Origin of the sequence: Nocardioides pollutisoli (assembly GCF_040045055.1) — a bacterium.
GTDB classification, from domain to species: Bacteria; Actinomycetota; Actinomycetes; order Propionibacteriales; family Nocardioidaceae; genus Nocardioides; species Nocardioides tweenelious.
In genome coordinates this window covers 2683249-2700387 of sequence record NZ_JBDZDU010000001.1, presented here as the reverse complement: position 1 = coordinate 2700387, position 17139 = coordinate 2683249, and the positions used below count along the sequence as shown (strand labels likewise).

Below are 17139 nucleotides of genomic sequence, written 5' to 3'. Positions count from 1 at the left end.
TAAGACTGCCGACCCATCGGGGGATGCATGACAGTCGCACACGCTCAGGGCGACGGCGCACGGCGCCGTGGCCGTCCGCAGCGACTCCCCGAGGATCCACACACCCTCTCATCCGGGCAGGTGGGGTGCGACCAGCGCATCGCATGGCTTGTCACGACCGCCCGGGTCCTCGGCTCCGACCCGAGCCTGGCCCGCCGCGACGGCTTCATCGCCGCCCTCAAGGACCGCGGCATTCCCGTCGACAACTCGCGCGTTTCGCGGTGGGAGTCCGGCCTCCAGCCGTTGCCCGCGCGGGTGGCAGCGACGTACGAGAGCGTGCTCGGTCTGCCCGAGAGCTCACTGGTCTCGGTGGCGGCCGGGCTGCGACGGGCCTTCGGCACCGGTCCGACCCCCCGCGAGAACGCGTTGCGCGACGACGAGATGCCCGACCACGAGCTCAACCGGCTGCTCGACCTCGCTGACGCGGGCGAGGCGACCGGCGCGGACTGGCTGCGGCTCGCCGACCACTTCGGCCGGTTCGACCGCGTCTTCCTGCGCGAGCAGGACTGGACCCGGCTGTGCCAGCGGCTGGTGACCGAGCTCGGGTCGGCGGTCGGTCCCGGCTACGTACGTCGCTACGAGTCCGCGGCCGCCTTCATCCGCCACCCCAACGCCCGGCGCCACCTCACCATGGCGGTCGGCCACTTCGTGACCAACCCCGACACCCAGGTCGTGGCCCCTGTGCTCAACCTCCTCAGCGAGGTGCCCGACCCGGCGGCCGCCGCGCTGACGCTGCGGATGCTGTCGGCCGACAGCGACAACCGCTACCTCCGCCGCGCCGCCTCCTCGGTGGCCGCGACCAAGCTGGCTCGTGGGCACTTCGACGAGTCCGCGCTCCCCCGGCTCGAGTCCCACGTCATCGGCGCGCTGCGTCGTGGTGAGTCGCTCGACGGCCGGCTGGACGCCTTCGACCTCGCGGTCCGGCTGCCGGACCACTCCTGGGAAGGGGTGTCGCACGCCCTCCGCACCCGCCGCGCCTACGCCCAGCTCGTCGAGGCCCGCCGCAACGGCGAGCTGGTCTCCCCGGCTCGCGCCGCCTCCCTGGTCGCCGATCTCGCGCCCGCGATCCAGGCCGACACCCCGGCCCACGTCGCCCCCGAGCCGGACCTGATGCTGCGCCGGCTGCTCCGCGAGGCGCTGCTCCACTCCCACAAGGCGCGCCGCCACCACGCCGCCCTGCTGATCGCGGCGTCGCCGTACGCTCCGGCGGCCGCGCGGCGGCTCCTCACGGTGGCCGCCGACGACAACGACCTGATCGCCGCCCGCGCCTGGACCGTGCTGATGCGGGTCGGCGACGGCGGGCGCCGCGACGAGGTCGTACGCCGCGCCGTGGTCGAGACGCGGCCGTCGATCCGCTCCCGCGCACTGGTCACGGTCGGCCTCGGCGGTCCCGTCACCGACGAGCAGGGCGCCGAGATCGCCGGCAGGCTCGACCACGCCCGGACCTTGGAGCGGCACGCGACCCTCTTCGCCCTCGGCATGGCCGGCTCCCCGGAGATCAAGACGCTCGCCGACTCCGAGGACGCCGAGACCCAACGCGGCGCGCAGTGGTGGGTCGACCAGGGCGCCGCGATCCGCGACGCCGACGTTCCTGCCGTCTCTAGCTGATCGGTCGAGGCTGGCGCGCGAGCTGACGGCTCTGCGCGACCAGACGGCCCGCGGAGTCCCAGACCTCGCAGTCCTCCTCGAACATCCCGCCCGCCATGTTGCGGGTGGCGTGGCGGACCTTGAGCCAGCCCGGCGCGGGCTTGGCGCGCACGTGGGCGGTCAGCTCGAGGGTCGGCGCCCAGCCCATCAGCCCGAGGTCGAAGGTCACAGGCGGCAGCGCGTCGACGACCATCAGCAGCTCGACGGGGTCGGGCTCGCGACCGTCGGTCAGCCGGAACCAGGCCGAGATCTCGCCGCGCCCGCTCGGCTGCCCGACCGCCCAGCCGGCGTGGTCGGGGTGGAAGCGCATGTCGAAGCGGCCCATCATCGGGGCGATCGCGAGGACCTCCTCGGGCGACATCGTGTTGCGGATGCACTCGTCGGGCGGCGGGAGGTGCGGCTCCTCGGCCGTCGTGCGGACGTCGTCGCCGAGCCGGTCCAGGTCGCCATACGTCGCGAGCGCGGTGATCTTGGTCGTGCCGTCCTGCCGCAGCTGGGCGGACGCGGTCGCGACGCTGCCGCCCTCGCGGAGCACGTCGACGTCGATGGTCGCCGGCCCGGGCACGCCCGCCGCGAGGTAGTAGGCCGACACCGACAGCGGGTCGGGCTTCGCGGGGAGGGTCTCCTTCAGCGCCGTACCGATCACGGCGAGCAGGTAGCCCCCGTTGACGCCGCCGCCGACCACCCAGCCCTCGGAGATGTCGGCCGTGTAGGAGGTGTCGTCCTGGCGCTGGACCGCGGTCTGCCTGTCGAACTCGTGCACCCCTAGACCCTAGGGTGACGCCATGACCGACCGGCACCCGCGATGGGTCTACGACGTGGGGGACGAGCCAGACCCCCGCTTCTCCCTCGCCAACGAGCGCACCTTCCTCGCCTGGGTGCGGACCGCGCTCGCGATGCTGGCCGGCGGCGTCGCCCTGCACGCGCTCGGGCTGCCCGAGTCGCAGTGGCTGCGCACGACCCTCGCCGTCCTGCTGGTCCTCTTCGGCGGGCTGACCACGGCCCTTGCGCTCGTCCGGTGGGCGCGGGTCGAGCGGGCGATGCGCACGCACCAGCCGCTCCCGGCGTTCAACCTCGGCATCCTGACGACCGGTGCCGTGCTCGTCGGTGCCGTGCTGCTGGCGCTCGCCTTCATCTGACGCGCTGGGTGGGCTGCGGGGGTTTCGAGACAGGACTTCGTCCTTCCTCAACCACCGCAGGGAACATCCCTGAAACAACCGTTGCCTAGCGTCGCTCCGCATGAGCGGCGCGGCGTACCTGCCTTCCACACCGGACCTGGTGCTGTGGGGCCGACTGCCCTGCGCGGCCGACCACCCGGTGCTGAGCGTCGAGCCCGGGACCGCGGTCACCTTCGACACGATCAGCCACGAGGGGATCCTCGAGGACCAGGGCCGCGACCCCGAGGCGTTCTTCGCGCCGTACGGCGTGGAGGTGCTCGACGACGCGATCGCCCTGGCGGCGAGCGAGTACCCCCGCACGTTCGGGGTCGACGGTCCCCACGTCGTGAGCCGGCCGGTGCGCGTCGAGGGAGCACGGCCGGGGGACCTGCTGGCGATGACCGTGGTCGAGACGCTCCCCCGGGTGCCGTACGGCGTGATCTCCAACCGCCACGGCAAGGGCGCGCTGCCCGGGGAGTACCCCCGCGACGGCGAGGTCTTCAGCGCCTTCGCGTCGGTCAGCGCCGACGGCACCCACGGGCTGCTGCCGCTGACGCCCGGCGCCGAGCCCACGGTGCGGTTCCCGCTCGCACCGTTCCTCGGGATCATGGGCGTCGCCGTGCCGGGCCGCGCGCGACCGCACTCCGTGCCCCCGGGGCCGCACGGTGGCAACATCGACATCAACCTGCTCACCGTCGGGGCGACGCTCTACCTCCCGGTGCAGGTCGAGGGGGCGCTGGCCTTCGTCGGCGACCCGCACTTCGCACAAGGAGACGGAGAGGTGTCGCTGACCGCGATGGAGGCGTCGTTGCAGGCCACGGTCCGCCTCGACGTGGTGCCGCGCGAGGACGCCGTACGCCGCTTCGGCGAGCTCGCCGGCCCGCTCGCCGAGACCACGGACCACCTCGTCCCCACCGGCATGGACGAGGACCTCGACGTCGCCGTGCAGAACTGCGTGCGCGCAGCGATCGCCCTGCTGCAGGCGAGGTTCGGCATGGACGAGCGCCTCGCCTACGCGTATCTCTCCGCGGCCACCGACTTCAACATCTCCCAGGTGGTCGACGTGGTGAAGGGCGTGCACGCGCGCATCCGGAAGTCGGACTTCGCGTGACCCAAGCACCGGTGCCCGACGGACTGGTCGAGGCGTTCTGGGACTACGAGCGGGCGCTGATGTCCGACGACCTCGTGACCCTCGACCGGCTCTTCGCCCCGGGACCGACGACCCTGCGCGGCGACGCGCAGGGGCTGCTGGTCGGCCACGACCAGATCAGCGCCTTCCGCGGGTCGCGCGGCGGCGCGCCGAAGCGACGGATCGTGCAGACCCACGTGCAGACGATCGACGACGACCACGCGCTGGTCGTCGCGGTGACCGAGCTCGAGCGCGGCGGTCGCGGTCAGCAGACCCAGCTCTGGGTGCGTACGCCGGACGGCTGGGTCGTCACCGCCGCACACGTGGCCGTCCCCGGGCCCGCGCTCGACACCCGGATCTGGCGCGTGGTCGGCGATCCACTGCTGCCCCCGTCGGGCCACGGCTCGCTCGACGGGGAGAGCGTCGCGGTCAAGGACCTCTACGCCGTGGCCGGCCACCCGGTCGGTGCCGGCAACCCCACCTGGCTGGCCGAGGCACCGATCGAGCCGGTCTCGGCCTGGGTCGTGCAGACGCTGCTCGACGCCGGCGCGTCCGTGCGTGGGATCGCGCGCACCGACGAATTCGCCTACTCGCTCGCCGGCACCAACGCCCACTCGGGCACCCCGCCGAACCCGAAGGCCCCGCACCGGATCTCCGGCGGCTCGACGTCCGGTTCCGCGAGCGCGGTCTCGCTCGGCCACGCGACGGTCGGCCTCGGCACCGACACGGGCGGCTCGATCCGCGTGCCGGCGTCGTACCAGGGCCTCTACGGGATCCGTACGACGCACGACGTCGTGCCCCGCGACCGGCTGCTCGCCCTGTCGCCGAGCTTCGACGCCGTCGGCTGGCTGACCCGCGACGCGCGGCTGCTCGCGGCGGTCGGCGACGTGCTGCTGCCTCCTCGCAAGGTCACCGGATCGGGCGACCTGGTCACGGTTCCCGCCCTGACCGGCCTGGCCGAGGACGACGTCGTCGCTGTCGTCGACGGGCTCGCGACCGAGGCCGGGGCGATGCGCGAGACCTGGGACCTCGGCGAGCTGCCCGGGTGGCTCTCGGCCTTCCAGACCCTGCAGGCGTGGGAGGCCTGGCGCGAGCGCGGCTCGTGGCTGACCACACGGCTCGACACCCTCGGTGCGGACGTGCGAGGTCGGTTCGAGGCCGCATCGCTGATCGACGACGCCCGGGCGGCCGTCGCGGGACGCCTCGTCGCGCAGGCGCGCGAGCGGATCCGCGAGCTCGTCGGCGACCGGATCGTCGTGCTGCCGTCGGCGTCCTCGGTCGCACCCGTGATCGGCGAGGGTCTGCAGGCCGTGCGCGACGCGACCATGTCGCTGACCTGCCTCGCCGGGATCGCCGGGCTGCCGGCCGTGAGCATCCCGCGCACCACCCGCACCGGGCTGCCCGCGGGCGTCTGCCTGCTCGCCGCTCCCGGCCGCGATCGGGACCTGTTGCAGCTGGCCATCGACCTGGGCTGAGGACCAGACGTAACGTCTCTGAAACGGTTGTTTCGGTCCTGCTTTACATCGGATCCCTAGTGTCACGCCCGGAGGAGGCACAGTGCGCCTGGAGGAGTTCAACGCGATGACCGCTGCGGAGGCCGATACGGCCCTGCGCCCGTGCGTCGACATCGACTCGTGGGTCGGCGCGCTCGTCGCCGGTCGGCCGTACGACGCGGTGGCCGACGTGCTCGCGGTCGCCGATCTCCAGGCCCGGAGCTGGTCGCCGGCCGAGGTCGAGAAGGCGCTCGCGGACCACCCACGGATCGGGGAGCGCCACACCGGCGCCGGCGCCAGCGCGGCGTTGTCGCAGGGCGAGCAGTCCGGGGTCGACCCGCACGACGCGGAGGTGCAGCGACGCCTGGCCGAGGGCAACGCGGCGTACGAGCAGCGCTTCGACCGGATCTACCTGGTCCGTGCCGCCGGCCGCAGCGCCGAGGAGATCCTGGCGTTGCTGGAGGAGCGGCTGACCAACGACCCGGACACCGAGATCGCCGTGACCGCGGGTCAGCTGCGCGAGATCGCCCTGCTCCGCCTGGAAGGACTCCTGTCATGACCACGCTCTCCACCCACGCCCTGGACGCCGCGCTCGGGGTCCCTGCAGCAGCACTTGCGGTCACGCTCTTCGACCCGCAGGGCCGGCAGATGACCGCGGCGCGCACCGATGCGGACGGCCGGGTCGCGTTCGACCTCGAGCTCGGCGAGGGCACCCACGTCCTGCACTTCGACACCGGCGCCTACTTCTTCGCGGCCGACCGCGACACCTTCTACCCCGAGGTCGCGGTGTCCTTCGCGGTCGACCCCGAGCAGTCGCACCTCCACGTGGCGCTGCTGCTCAGCCCGTACTCCTACACGACCTACAAGGGGTCCTGATGCCGTACACACTCACGGACCTCCAGCACGGCAAGGCGGAGGTGCGGGTGGTCAAGGTCGACCGGGACAGCGACCAGCACGTGCTGCACGACCTCAACGTGACGACCCAGCTGCGCGGCGACTTCGAGACGGCGTACACCGAGGGCGACAACGCTCACGTCCACGCGACCGACACCCAGAAGAACACCGTCTACGCCCTGGCTCGCGAGCACGGCGTCGCATCGCCCGAGGACTTCCTGCTGACGCTCGCCGGTCACTGGCGCGTGCAGCCGTGGGTCAGCGGGACCTGGTTGAGCGCGGAGCAGTACTCCTGGCAACGGCTGCCTGCCAACGGACACTCGTTCGTCCGCAACGCGCAGGAGACCCGCACCGCGCTCGTCGAGACCGCCGGCGACGCGACCACCGTCAGCGCCGGGCTCACCGACCTGGTCGTGCTCAAGTCGACCGGCAGCGAGTTCCACGGCTTCCCGCGCGACGGCTACACGACCCTGGCCGAGACCGACGACCGGATCCTGGCGACCAGCGTGACCGCGACCTGGGAGTACGCCGGCACGCCTGCGTCGTACGACGCGGCCTACGAGGCCGTCCGCGCGGCGATGCTCGACGCCTTCGCCTCGACCCACAGCCTGGCGCTCCAGCAGACCATCCACGCCATGGGCGTAGCGGCGCTCGACACGGTGCCGGAGATCGCGCGGATCCACATCTCCTGCCCCAACAAGCACCACTTCCTCGTCGACCTCGCGCCCTTCGGGCTCGACAACCCGGGCGAGGTCTTCTTCGCGGCCGACCGCCCCTACGGGCTGATCGAGGCGACCGTCCTGCGCGAGGGAGCCTGATGCGGATCGACGCACTCCAGGCCGAGCGGGTGCTGCTCGACGGGGAGCTCAAGCCGGCCACGCTCGTCATCGAGCACGGCCGGATCGCATCGATCGAGGCCGTCGACCACCAGGTCGACGGGGTCGTGCTGCGGGCGCCGGACGCGGCGTACGTCGTCCCCGGGATCGTCGACACCCACGTGCACATCAACGAGCCCGGTCGCACCGAGTGGGAGGGCTTCGTCTCCGCGACCGAGGCGGCGGCGCTCGGCGGCGCGACCACGTTGGTCGACATGCCGCTCAACTCGATCCCACCGACCACGACGATCGAGGGGCTCCGGGTCAAGCAGGAGGCGGCGCTCGGGGAGCTGATGGTCGACGTCGGGTTCTGGGGCGGGGCGGTGCCCGGCAACCGCGCCGACCTGCTGCCGCTGTGGGAGGCCGGGGTGTTCGGCTTCAAGTGCTTCCTGGCGCCGAGCGGTGTCGACGAGTTCCCGCCGCTGGACCCCGAGGAGTTCCTGGCCGCGCTGGTCGAGATCGCGCGGTTCGACGGGCTGATGATCGTGCACGCCGAGGACGCCCGCGTCCTCGCGAGCGCTCCGGCGCCGCCGAGCCGGGCCTACCGCGACTTCCTCATGTCGCGGCCGGACGAGGCCGAGACGACCGCGATCCGCCAGGTGCTCGACGGTGCCCGCGAGACCGGCGCCCGGGTGCACATCCTCCACCTCTCCAGTGCGCGCGCTCTCGACCAGATCGCCGACGCGAAGTCGGAGGGCCTGCGCGTGAGCGTCGAGACCTGTCCCCACTACCTCTGCTTCGCGGCCGAGACCGTCCCCGACGGCGCCTCGCAGTTCAAGTGCTGCCCGCCGATCCGCGACGCCGGCAACCGCGAGGAGCTCTGGCAGGCGCTGCGCGCCGGGCTGATCGACATGGTCGTCAGCGACCACTCCCCTGCCACCGCCGAGGAGAAGGACCGTGGCGACGGCGACCTCCAGCAGGCGTGGGGCGGCGTCTCGGGTCTGCAGGTCGGCTTCAGCGCGGTCGCCCAGGAGGCCCGCCGCCGCGGCATCGGCGTCGAGCAGGTCAGTCGCTGGATGTCCACCAACACCGCCGACCTCGTCGGCCTGCGCGACAAGGGCCGGATCGCCGTCGGCGCCGACGCCGACCTCGCCGTCTACGACACCGGCGTCGAGTTCCGCATCGAGGCCACCCGGCTCGCGCACCGCAACCCGATCTCGGCGTACGACGGTCTCCGCTACGGCGGCCGCGTCGTCCGCACCGTCGTCCGCGGCAACGCCCTCGACGTCGAGCACACCGACCACGGCTGGGGCCGTCAGCTGAGGAGGTCCGCATGAAGCGGTCGATGCGGGCCGGCGGTGCGCCAGCAACCGAATCCCACCCGGCAACGCTCGAAAACGGTTGCCTGCTCACCGCCGGGCAGGCTTCACACCGATCGGACGAGCGGAGGTCCGCATGAAGCTCGGCCCGATCGACCCGCCGCCGCGGCTGCTGATGGGCCCCGGCCCGATCACCGCCGACCCCCGCGTGCTGCAGGCGATGTCGGCTCCGCTGGTGGGTCAGTACGACCCGTGGATGACCGCGACCATGAACGAGACCATGGCGCTCTACCGCGAGGTGTTCCGCACCGGCAACGACCAGACGTTCCTCGTCGACGGCACGTCGCGCGCGGGCATCGAGGCGGCCCTGGTGTCGCTGCTCGAGCCGGGCGACCGCGTGCTGGTACCGGTCTTCGGGCGGTTCGGCCACCTGCTGCAGGAGATCGCCGAGCGCTGCCGCGCCGAGGTGCACACGATCGAGGTGCCGTGGGGCGAGGTCTTCGAGCCGGAGGCGGTCGAGGACGCCGTACGACGGGTACGACCGAAGGTGCTCGCGATCGTCCAGGGCGACACGTCGACGACGATGTGCCAGCCGCTCGCCGACATCGGCGAGATCTGCCGTCGCCACGACGTGCTCCTCTACTGCGACGCCACGGCGTCCCTGGGTGGCAACGAGTTCGAGACCGACGCGTGGGGCATCGACATCGCGACCGCCGGCCTGCAGAAGTGCCTCGGCGGGCCGTCCGGCAGCGCACCGATCACCATCTCCGATCGCGCGGCCACCGTCATCGACGCTCGCAAGCACATCGAGGCCGGCATCCGTGAGGACGGCGACCCGGCGCTCGGGGAGCGGATCGCCAGCAACTACCTGGACCTCGCGCAGATCATGGACTACTGGGGTCCGCGCCGGCTCAACCACCATACCGAGGCCACGACCATGCTGTACGGCGCCCGCGAGTGCGCGCGGCTGCTGGTCGAGGAGGGCCTCGACCGGGCCGTCGCGCGGCACGAGCTCCACGGCCGGGCGATGCTGGCCGGCGTACGCGGCCTGGGGCTCGGCGTCTTCGGCGACGTCGCGCACAAGATGCACAACGTCGTGGCGGTCGAGATCCCCGCCCACCTCGACGGCGACGCCACCCGAGCCGCGTTGCTTGACGACTTCGGCATCGAGATCGGGACGTCGTTCGGGCCCTTGCACGGCAAGGTCTGGCGGATCGGCACGATGGGCTACAACGCCCGCGAGGACGCCGTGCTCACCACGCTCGACGCGCTCGAGCAGGTCTTGCGCACCAGCGGAGGCGTCGACGCCGCGAGCGAGGTGTACGCCGGATGACGACGGCCCGCGAGGTGCTCGACCGTTGCGCCGAGCTCGACCGCTTCACCGCGACCCCGCCGCAGCTCGAGCGGGTCTACCTGTCGCGCGAGCACGCCAGCGCCAACGCCGTGACCGGTCGCTGGATGGAGCAGGCCGGGCTGCGCAGCTGGCAGGACGCCGCGGGCAACGTGTGCGGCCGGCGAGAAGGACGCACCCCGGGACTCCCCGCACTGCTGGTCGGGTCACACCTCGACACCGTCCCCGACGCCGGCAGCTTCGACGGGATGCTCGGCGTGGTCATGGCGATCGCGGTCGCCGAGCGACTCGGCGACCGGGTCGACGACCTCCCCTTCGCCCTGGAGCTGATCGGCTTCAGCGACGAGGAGGGCACCCGCTTCGGCACCGCCCTGCTCGGCAGCCGCGCGGTGGCCGGTGCGTGGGAGGAGGACTGGTGGGACCTCCGCGACCGCGACGGCATCACGCTGCACCAGGCGTTCCTGACCTTCGGGCTCGACCCGCGCGCGGTCGGCGGCGCGGCGCGCGGCTCCGACGAGCTGGTCGGCTACCTCGAGGCCCACATCGAGCAGGGACCGCAGCTCGAGGCCGCGGACCGCTCGCTCGGCTACGTCACCACGATCGCCGGCGCGCGCCGCTTCCGGCTGTCGGTGGTCGGTGAGGCCCGGCACGCCGGAGGCACGCCGTACCCCCGCCGCCGCGACGCCCTGGTCGGCGCCAGCGAGGCCATCGTCGCGATCGAGCGGCGGGCCCGTGCCTCCCACTGCATCGCCACCGTCGGCCGGATCGAGGTCCAACCCGGCGCGGTCAACGTGATCCCGGGGCGGGCCGACTTCAGCCTCGACCTGCGGGCCGCCACCGACGCCGAGCGCGACGAGATGTGGGACTCGATGCGGGCCGAGATCGAGGAGCTCTGCGCCGCCCGCGGCGTCCGGCTGGAGGTCCGCGAGACGCACAACGCCCCGGCCGTGCCGTGCGCTCCGTGGCTCCAGCGGGCCGTGCAGGACGGCATCCGCAGCACCGGCGACGACGACCCGACGGGGCTCTGGAGCCGGGCCGGGCACGACGCGATGGCGATCGGCCTGACCACCGACGTCGGTATGCTCTTCCTGCGCTGCTTCGACGGGATCAGCCACCACCCGGCCGAGGACGTCCAGGAGCTCGACGTCGCCGCTGGGCTCGACGCCCTCGAGGCCGCGGTGCTCGCCGTCGCCGCCCAGGTCGAGGCTCGGGTGGTTCGATGAGCCAGCGGATCGACGAGCGGATCGCGGAGAGGTACGTCGACCTCTCCCCGCAGGAGCGCAAGGCCGCGGAGACGCTGCTCGAGCACCTCGACGACCTCGCGACCTACCGCTCCGCCGAGCTGGCCGGGCTGGCCGGGGTCTCGAAGGCCACGATGAGCCGGCTCTTCCGCAGCCTCGGCTTCGCCGACTTCGACGAGGTGCGCGACCACCTCCGCGGGCTGCGGTCCGCCGGCGAGCCGCGTCGGGTCGACGGGGCGCCGAGCCTGCTCGCGCACCTCGCCCACGAGCAGGAGTCGCTGGGACAGGCGCTCGACAGCCCGGTGATCCCCGCCGTCGTCGACGTCCTCGCCCGGTCTCGCCGGGTCCTCGTCGTCGGCTGGCGCAACAGCCACCCGGTCGCGCTCCACCTGCGCCAGCAGCTGGTGCACGCGCGCACCGACGTCCGGATCGCCCCGCTGCCCGGCCAGGTGGTCGGTGAGGAGCTGGCCGACCTCGCGCCGGGCGACGCGGTCGTGGTGGTCGGGTTCCGGCGCCGACCGGCCCGCTTCGGCGACTTCCTGCGCGAGGCGGGTCGCACCGGCGCGACGGTCGTGCTGGTCTCCGACCCGACGGGCCGCATCCACGCCACGGATGCGGCGTACTGGCTGGAGTGCCCGGTCGACAGCACCCTCGCCTTCGACAGCTACGCCGCGGCGATGAGCGTGGTCAGCGTCGTCTCCGACGGCGTGCTCTCAGCGCTCGGACGGCCCGCCCGCGAGCGGGTCGCCGACATCAGCGGCACCTACACCCGCCTGGCCGAGGTCGAGTGATGGACCTCGTCTCCGTCACCGGGATGCGTCCCGCCTGGACCCGCGCCGACCTCGTCCTCGCCCCTGGCGAGACGCTGCTCGCCGGCGGCACCTGGCTCTTCTCCGAGCCGCAGCCCGAGACCACCGGGCTGGTCGACCTGGCCACGATGGGCTGGGCCGACTGGGAGCTGCTCGACGACGTGCTCCGGATCGGGGGGACCTGCACGATCGAGACGATGACCGCCGCGCCCTGGGGTGCGGCCGCCGAGCTGGCGCGGCAGTGCGCCGACTCGTTGCTGATGTCGTGGAAGGTCCAGCGCGTCGCGACCGTCGGCGGCAACCTGTGCCTCGCGCTCCCCGCCGGCGCGGTGATCTCGCTGACCGCCGGTCTGGGTGGCGACGTGGTGATCTGGACGCCGGACGGTGCCGAGCGTCGGGAGCCGGTCACCGAGTTCGTCCGAGGTGCCGGGCTGACCTCGCTCGCGCCGGGTGAGGTGGTCCGCGCGGTCGACGTACCTCTCACGTCGATGGCCGCGCCCACCGCGTTCCGCCGGATCGCGCTCACACCGCTGGGCCGGGCCGCCTCCGTGGTCGTGGGCTGCGGGTCGACGATCACCGTCACGGCGGCGACGACCCGCCCCGTGGTGCTCGACGCCGACGACCTCGACGCCGGGCTGGCGGCGGTCGACTGCTGGTACGACGACCCGCACGGCGCCCCGGACTGGCGGGCCCACGTCACCGGGCTGCTCGCCCGCGAGGTCCGTGCGGAGCTGGCCGGATGAGGCGGCCACTCCGGGTCGGCGGTGGCCCCTCCACCCTGTCCAGCCGCCAGAAGGTGGATCTCCCACCGCCGTCCGGCGACGAGCCCGTCCGGCGGTGGTTTCTCCACCTTCTCGAGGCGACAGAAGGTGGATCTCCCACCGCCGACCCGAGCGGTGCGCGATGAGGGTCAACGGTGAGGAGGTGGGCACGGTCCCGGCCGCCGGCCAGTGCCTGCGCACCTACCTGCGCGAGGCCGGCCGGCTCGACGTGAAGAAGGGGTGCGACGCGGGCGACTGCGGCGCCTGCACCGTGCACGTCGACGGGGCGCCCGTGCACTCCTGCCTCTACCCCGCCCTGCGCGCGATCGACCACGAGGTCACCACGCTGGCGGGGCTCGGCACCCCGGACGACCCGCACCCCGTGCAGCGCGCGTTCGCCGACGCCGCCGGCTTCCAGTGCGGCTTCTGCACGGCCGGCTTCATCATGACCGCCGCGGCCGCACCCGAGGGCGCCGACGTCGAGCGCTGCTTCAAGGGCAACCTCTGCCGCTGCACGGGCTACCGCTCGATCCGCGACGCGCTGGCCGGCACGGTCAACGTGGGTCCGGCGACCGCGGACGGAGCGGCGTTCGGTGCCTCCCTCGGTGCACCTGCGGCGACCCGCGTCGTGACCGGCACCGAGGGCTACACCCTCGACCTGCCCACCACCGGCGTCCTGCACATGGCGATCGTCCAGAGCCCCCACGCCCACGCGCGGATCACCCGCATCGACACCAGCCGCGCGGAGGCCGCCCCCGGCGTACGCCTCGTCCTCACGCACCGCGACGCCCCCGACGTCCTCTACTCCACGGCCCGCCACGAGAGCCGCCTCGACGACCCCGACGACACCCGGATGCTCGACGACGTCGTGCGCTTCCGCGGCCAACGCGTCGCCGCCGTCGTCGCCGAGTCCGTCGCCGAGGCACAGCGAGCCGCCGCCCTGGTCGAGGTGGAGTACGACGTGCTTCCTGCCGTCTTCGACCCCGAGCTCGCCCGCAGCGCCGGCGCACCCCTGCTGCACGGTGACAAGCCCGCCGACGACAGTCGGATCTCCGAGCCGGGCCGCAACGTCGTCGCCCAGACCCACGGCGAGGTCGGCGACGTCGCCGCCGGGCTGGCGGTCGCAGCCGCCACCGTGTCCGGCACCTGGCGCACGCCACGGGTCACGCACGCGTCGCTCGAGACCCACGGTGCCCGCGGCTGGCTCGACGAGGACGGGCGCCTGGTGATCCGGGCGAGCACCCAGGTGCCGTTCCTCGTGCGCGCCGAGCTGGCCCACGTCCTGGGGCTGCCCGAGGACCGGGTGCGGGTCATCGCCGCACGCGTCGGCGGTGGCTTCGGCGGCAAGCAGGAGATGCTCGTCGAGGACCTGGTCGCGCTCGCCGTGCTGAGGCTGCGGCAGCCGGTGCAGCTCGAGCTGACCCGCGAGCAGCAGTTCACGATGGTGCCGAGCCGGCACCCGATGCGGATCTCCGTCACCGCGGGCGCGGACGCGGACGGCGTGCTGACCGCGCTCGTGGTCGACGTGCTCAGCGACGCGGGCGCCTACGGCAACCACTCCGTCGGCGTGCTCTTCCACGGCTGCCACGAGTCGGTCGCCCTCTACCGCTGCGCCAACAAGCGGGTCGACGGCGAGGCCGTCTACACCAACCACGTGCCGTCAGGAGCGTTCCGCGGCTACGGGCTCGGTCAGGTGATCTTCGGGATCGAGTCGGCGCTCGACGACCTGGCGCGCGAGCTCGGGCTCTCCCCCGCCGAGCTGCGGCGCCGCAACGTCGTCCGCCCCGGCGACCCGTTCGTGGTCAACGGCGATCCCGACACCGACCTCGTCTACGGCAGCTACGGCCTCGACCAGTGCCTCGACCTCGTCGAGGCGGCGCTCGCGGCCGACGACACCCCGGCACCCGCCGGCAGCCGATGGGCCGTCGGCGAGGGCCTGGCCGCGGCGATGATCGCCACCATCCCGCCCCGCGGCCACCACAGCGAGGCGACGGTGAGCGTCGCCGTCGACGGCACCGTCACGATCGGCGTCGGCAGCGCCGAGTTCGGCAACGGCTCGGCGACGGTCCACGTCCAGCTGGTCGCCGAGGAGCTCGGCGTCGACCCGGCACGCATCCGGCTGCACTCCTCCGACACCGACGCGGCGGCGTACGACACCGGCGCCTTCGGCTCCACCGGCTCGGTGGTCGCCGGCATGGCCGTCACGGACGCTGCGCGTCAGGTGCGCGCGGCGCTGGACGCCGGTGAGGCACCGCCGCTGAGCCGCACCGGGCGGCACAGCGGGACGCCGCGGTCGGTGGCGTTCAACGTGCACGGCGTCCGGGTCGCGGTCGACCGGGAGACCGGTGAGCTGCGGGTCCTGAAGTCGGTGCAGGCCGTCGACGCGGGCCGGGTGATCAACCCCGAGCAGCTGCGGGGCCAGGTCGAGGGCGGCGTCGCGCAGGCGCTCGGGAGCTCGCTGCAGGAGGAGATCCTGGTGCGCGACGGCGTGGTGCTCACGAGCACGTTCCGGCACTACCGGGTCCCCCAGATCGCGGACGTCCCGCCGACCGAGGTGCTCTTCGCGGACACGTACGACGAGCTGGGTCCGCGCGGCGCGAAGTCGATGAGCGAGGCGCCGTACAACCCGGTGGCGCCGGCGATCGCGAACGCCGTCCGCGACGCCCTCGGCGTACGCCCCCACGAGCTGCCGATGAGCCGCGACCGGCTGTGGCGACTCGCAACGACTGTTTCGGACACCACCCCCGAGGAGCAGCCATGAACCCCAGCGAGCAGACCTGGCTCTCCCACGCCGTCGAGCTGGCGGTCGCCAACGTGCACGCCGGCGGCGGCCCCTTCGGCGCGGTGGTCGTGAAGCGCGGCGAGCTGGTCGCGACCGGGCAGAACCGGGTCACCCGCGACCTCGACCCCACGGCCCACGCCGAGGTGCAGGCGATCCGTACGGCGTGTGCCGAGCTCGGCGACTTCTCCCTGGCGGGGTGCGTGCTCTACGCCTCCTGCGAGCCCTGCCCGCTCTGCGTCTCGGCCTCGCTGTGGGCGCGGCTCGACCGCGTGGTCTACGCCGCCGATCGCCACGACGCCGCCCGGGGCGGCTTCGACGACCGCGAGTTCTACGAGCTCTTCGCCCGCGACCGCGCGACCTGGCCGACCGCGGTCGAGGGCGCCCGGCACGACGACGCGTTCGCGCCGTTCGACGCCTGGCTCGGCAAGGCCGACCGCACGGCGTACTGAGAAGTCGGTCGCTGAAACGAGCGTTTTAACGCGGTCGAAACGTCGCCCGCGAAGACCCGCAACGTGACGCTCCTACGTTCGGTCCGTCTCGGACCCGTGTTCCGCGATCGGGGAGGGAATCCCGGCGCGCTCTACCTAGGAGAACCCATATGACCCTGTCGTTCCGAGGGGGCAAGCGCACCGCGCTCCGCCTGACCGCCGTGCTTGCGGTGTCCGTCTTCGCGTTGGCCGCGTGCGGCTCCGACAGCGACGGCGGCGACGCGTCCGACACCGAGAGCAGCAGCAGCGCGAGCGGTGGCGCAGCCGACTTCGGCGACATCAGCGTGCAGCTGTCCTGGATCAAGAACTCCGAGTTCGCCGGCGAGTTCATCGCGGACGACTCCGGCTACTACAAGGACGCCGGCTTCGGCACGGTCAACCTGCTGGCCGGCCCGGTCGCCCAGGAGGAGATCGTCGCGACCGGCAAGGCCGAGTTCGGCCTGAGCAACGCGGTCTCCACCGCGGCCGCGGTCGCCAACTCGGGCTTCCCGCTCAAGATCGTCGGCGCGACGTACCAGAAGAACCCGTTCAGCATCCTGTCGCTCGGCGACGTCGGCAACATCGCGACGCCGGCCGACCTGTGCGGCAAGAAGATCGGTGTGCAGGACCCCAACCTCAGCCTCTTCAACGCGTTCCTCAGCGCCAACGGGATCGACCCGTCCTGCCTGACGATCGTGCCGAACTCGTTCGACATCTCCCCGCTCGAGGACGGCAAGATCGACGGCCTGGTCGCCTACCTGACCAACGAGTCGCTGCTGGTCAAGGGTGACGGCTTCGACACCGTCGACCTGCCCTTCGCCGACAACGGCCTGCCGTTCGTCGCCGAGACCGTGATCACGACGGACGACATGATCAAGAACAACCCCGACGAGGTGAAGGCCTTCCTCAAGGCGGAGATCCAGGGCTGGACCGACGCCTGCGACGGCGACGCCGGCTACAAGGCCGGAGCGGAGCTCGCGGTCAACAAGTACGGCAAGGACATCGACCCGCCGCTCGAGCTGGACAAGGAGGTCGAGCAGGCGACCGAGCAGTGCGAGGCCCTGGTCAAGAGCGACGAGACCGACGCCAACGGCCTCTTCACGATGAGCGACCAGATGATCGCGGACAACATCACGTCCATCAAGGCCGCCGGGATCGACATCTCCGCCGAGGACCTCTTCGACAACTCGCTCGTCAACGAGGTCTACGCCGAGAACCCGGAACTCAAGGGCTGA

At 72.8% G+C, this 17139-nt stretch carries 16 protein-coding genes; 15 read left to right on the top strand and 1 reads right to left on the bottom strand.

Annotation, left to right across the window (positions count from 1 at the left end; all coding sequences use genetic code 11):
• Nucleotides 1-27: 27 nt before the first annotated feature.
• Nucleotides 28-1647, top strand: a complete 1620-nt coding sequence (locus ABLE68_RS13165; RefSeq protein ID WP_348871895.1) for a hypothetical protein — start codon at nucleotides 28-30, stop codon at nucleotides 1645-1647.
• Here the strand turns inward: ABLE68_RS13165 and ABLE68_RS13160 are convergent.
• Complete coding sequence (locus ABLE68_RS13160; RefSeq protein ID WP_348871894.1) at nucleotides 1640-2449, bottom strand: thioesterase family protein; 810 nt, start codon at nucleotides 2447-2449, stop codon at nucleotides 1640-1642. The genes ABLE68_RS13165 and ABLE68_RS13160 overlap by 8 nt on opposite strands.
• Nucleotides 2450-2471: 22 nt before the next feature.
• Here ABLE68_RS13160 and ABLE68_RS13155 point away from each other — a divergent pair, with 22 nt between their 5' ends.
• The 14 genes from ABLE68_RS13155 (at nucleotide 2472) to ABLE68_RS13090 (ending at nucleotide 17139) form a co-directional block, all read left to right on the top strand.
• Nucleotides 2472-2825: a YidH family protein gene (locus ABLE68_RS13155; protein WP_348871893.1), complete on the top strand. Its 354-nt coding sequence runs from the start codon at nucleotides 2472-2474 to the stop codon at nucleotides 2823-2825.
• Nucleotides 2826-2925: 100 nt separating this feature from the next.
• Nucleotides 2926-3954: an acetamidase/formamidase family protein gene (locus ABLE68_RS13150; RefSeq protein ID WP_348871892.1), complete on the top strand. Its 1029-nt coding sequence runs from the start codon at nucleotides 2926-2928 to the stop codon at nucleotides 3952-3954.
• Complete coding sequence (locus tag ABLE68_RS13145) at nucleotides 3951-5447, top strand: AtzH-like domain-containing protein (RefSeq protein WP_348871891.1); 1497 nt, start codon at nucleotides 3951-3953, stop codon at nucleotides 5445-5447. The genes ABLE68_RS13150 and ABLE68_RS13145 overlap by 4 nt, the downstream gene beginning before the upstream one ends.
• Before the next feature lie 82 nt (nucleotides 5448-5529).
• Complete coding sequence (gene uraD / locus ABLE68_RS13140; RefSeq protein ID WP_348871890.1) at nucleotides 5530-6024, top strand: 2-oxo-4-hydroxy-4-carboxy-5-ureidoimidazoline decarboxylase; 495 nt, start codon at nucleotides 5530-5532, stop codon at nucleotides 6022-6024.
• Nucleotides 6021-6341, top strand: a complete 321-nt coding sequence (uraH, locus tag ABLE68_RS13135) for a hydroxyisourate hydrolase (RefSeq protein ID WP_348871888.1) — start codon at nucleotides 6021-6023, stop codon at nucleotides 6339-6341. The genes uraD and uraH overlap by 4 nt, the downstream gene beginning before the upstream one ends.
• Nucleotides 6341-7177 (top strand): factor-independent urate hydroxylase, encoded by an 837-nt coding sequence (gene pucL / locus ABLE68_RS13130; protein WP_348871887.1) that lies wholly within the window; start codon nucleotides 6341-6343, stop codon nucleotides 7175-7177. The genes uraH and pucL overlap by 1 nt, the downstream gene beginning before the upstream one ends.
• On the top strand, nucleotides 7177-8511 hold the full coding sequence (allB, locus tag ABLE68_RS13125) for an allantoinase AllB (RefSeq protein ID WP_348871885.1): 1335 nt from the start codon (nucleotides 7177-7179) through the stop codon (nucleotides 8509-8511). The genes pucL and allB overlap by 1 nt, the downstream gene beginning before the upstream one ends.
• A gap of 118 nt (nucleotides 8512-8629) precedes the next feature.
• Nucleotides 8630-9826 (top strand): pyridoxal-phosphate-dependent aminotransferase family protein, encoded by a 1197-nt coding sequence (locus ABLE68_RS13120; protein ID WP_348871884.1) that lies wholly within the window; start codon nucleotides 8630-8632, stop codon nucleotides 9824-9826.
• Nucleotides 9823-11067 carry an allantoate amidohydrolase gene (locus tag ABLE68_RS13115; protein WP_348871883.1) on the top strand — a complete coding sequence of 415 codons (1245 nt, stop codon included), beginning with the start codon at nucleotides 9823-9825 and terminating at the stop codon, nucleotides 11065-11067. The genes ABLE68_RS13120 and ABLE68_RS13115 overlap by 4 nt, the downstream gene beginning before the upstream one ends.
• Entirely contained in the window at nucleotides 11064-11876 is an 813-nt protein-coding gene (locus tag ABLE68_RS13110) for a MurR/RpiR family transcriptional regulator (RefSeq protein ID WP_348871882.1), read from the top strand. Before ABLE68_RS13115 ends, ABLE68_RS13110 begins: the two co-directional genes overlap by 4 nt.
• Nucleotides 11876-12637: an FAD binding domain-containing protein gene (locus ABLE68_RS13105; protein WP_348871880.1), complete on the top strand. Its 762-nt coding sequence runs from the start codon at nucleotides 11876-11878 to the stop codon at nucleotides 12635-12637. The genes ABLE68_RS13110 and ABLE68_RS13105 overlap by 1 nt, the downstream gene beginning before the upstream one ends.
• Before the next feature lie 160 nt (nucleotides 12638-12797).
• On the top strand, nucleotides 12798-15416 hold the full coding sequence (locus tag ABLE68_RS13100) for a molybdopterin-dependent oxidoreductase (RefSeq protein WP_348871878.1): 2619 nt from the start codon (nucleotides 12798-12800) through the stop codon (nucleotides 15414-15416).
• A complete protein-coding gene (locus ABLE68_RS13095) occupies nucleotides 15413-15886 on the top strand; it encodes a nucleoside deaminase (RefSeq protein WP_348871877.1) in 474 nt (157 codons plus the stop codon). The genes ABLE68_RS13100 and ABLE68_RS13095 overlap by 4 nt, the downstream gene beginning before the upstream one ends.
• Before the next feature lie 149 nt (nucleotides 15887-16035).
• Nucleotides 16036-17139 (top strand): ABC transporter substrate-binding protein, encoded by a 1104-nt coding sequence (locus ABLE68_RS13090; protein WP_348871876.1) that lies wholly within the window; start codon nucleotides 16036-16038, stop codon nucleotides 17137-17139.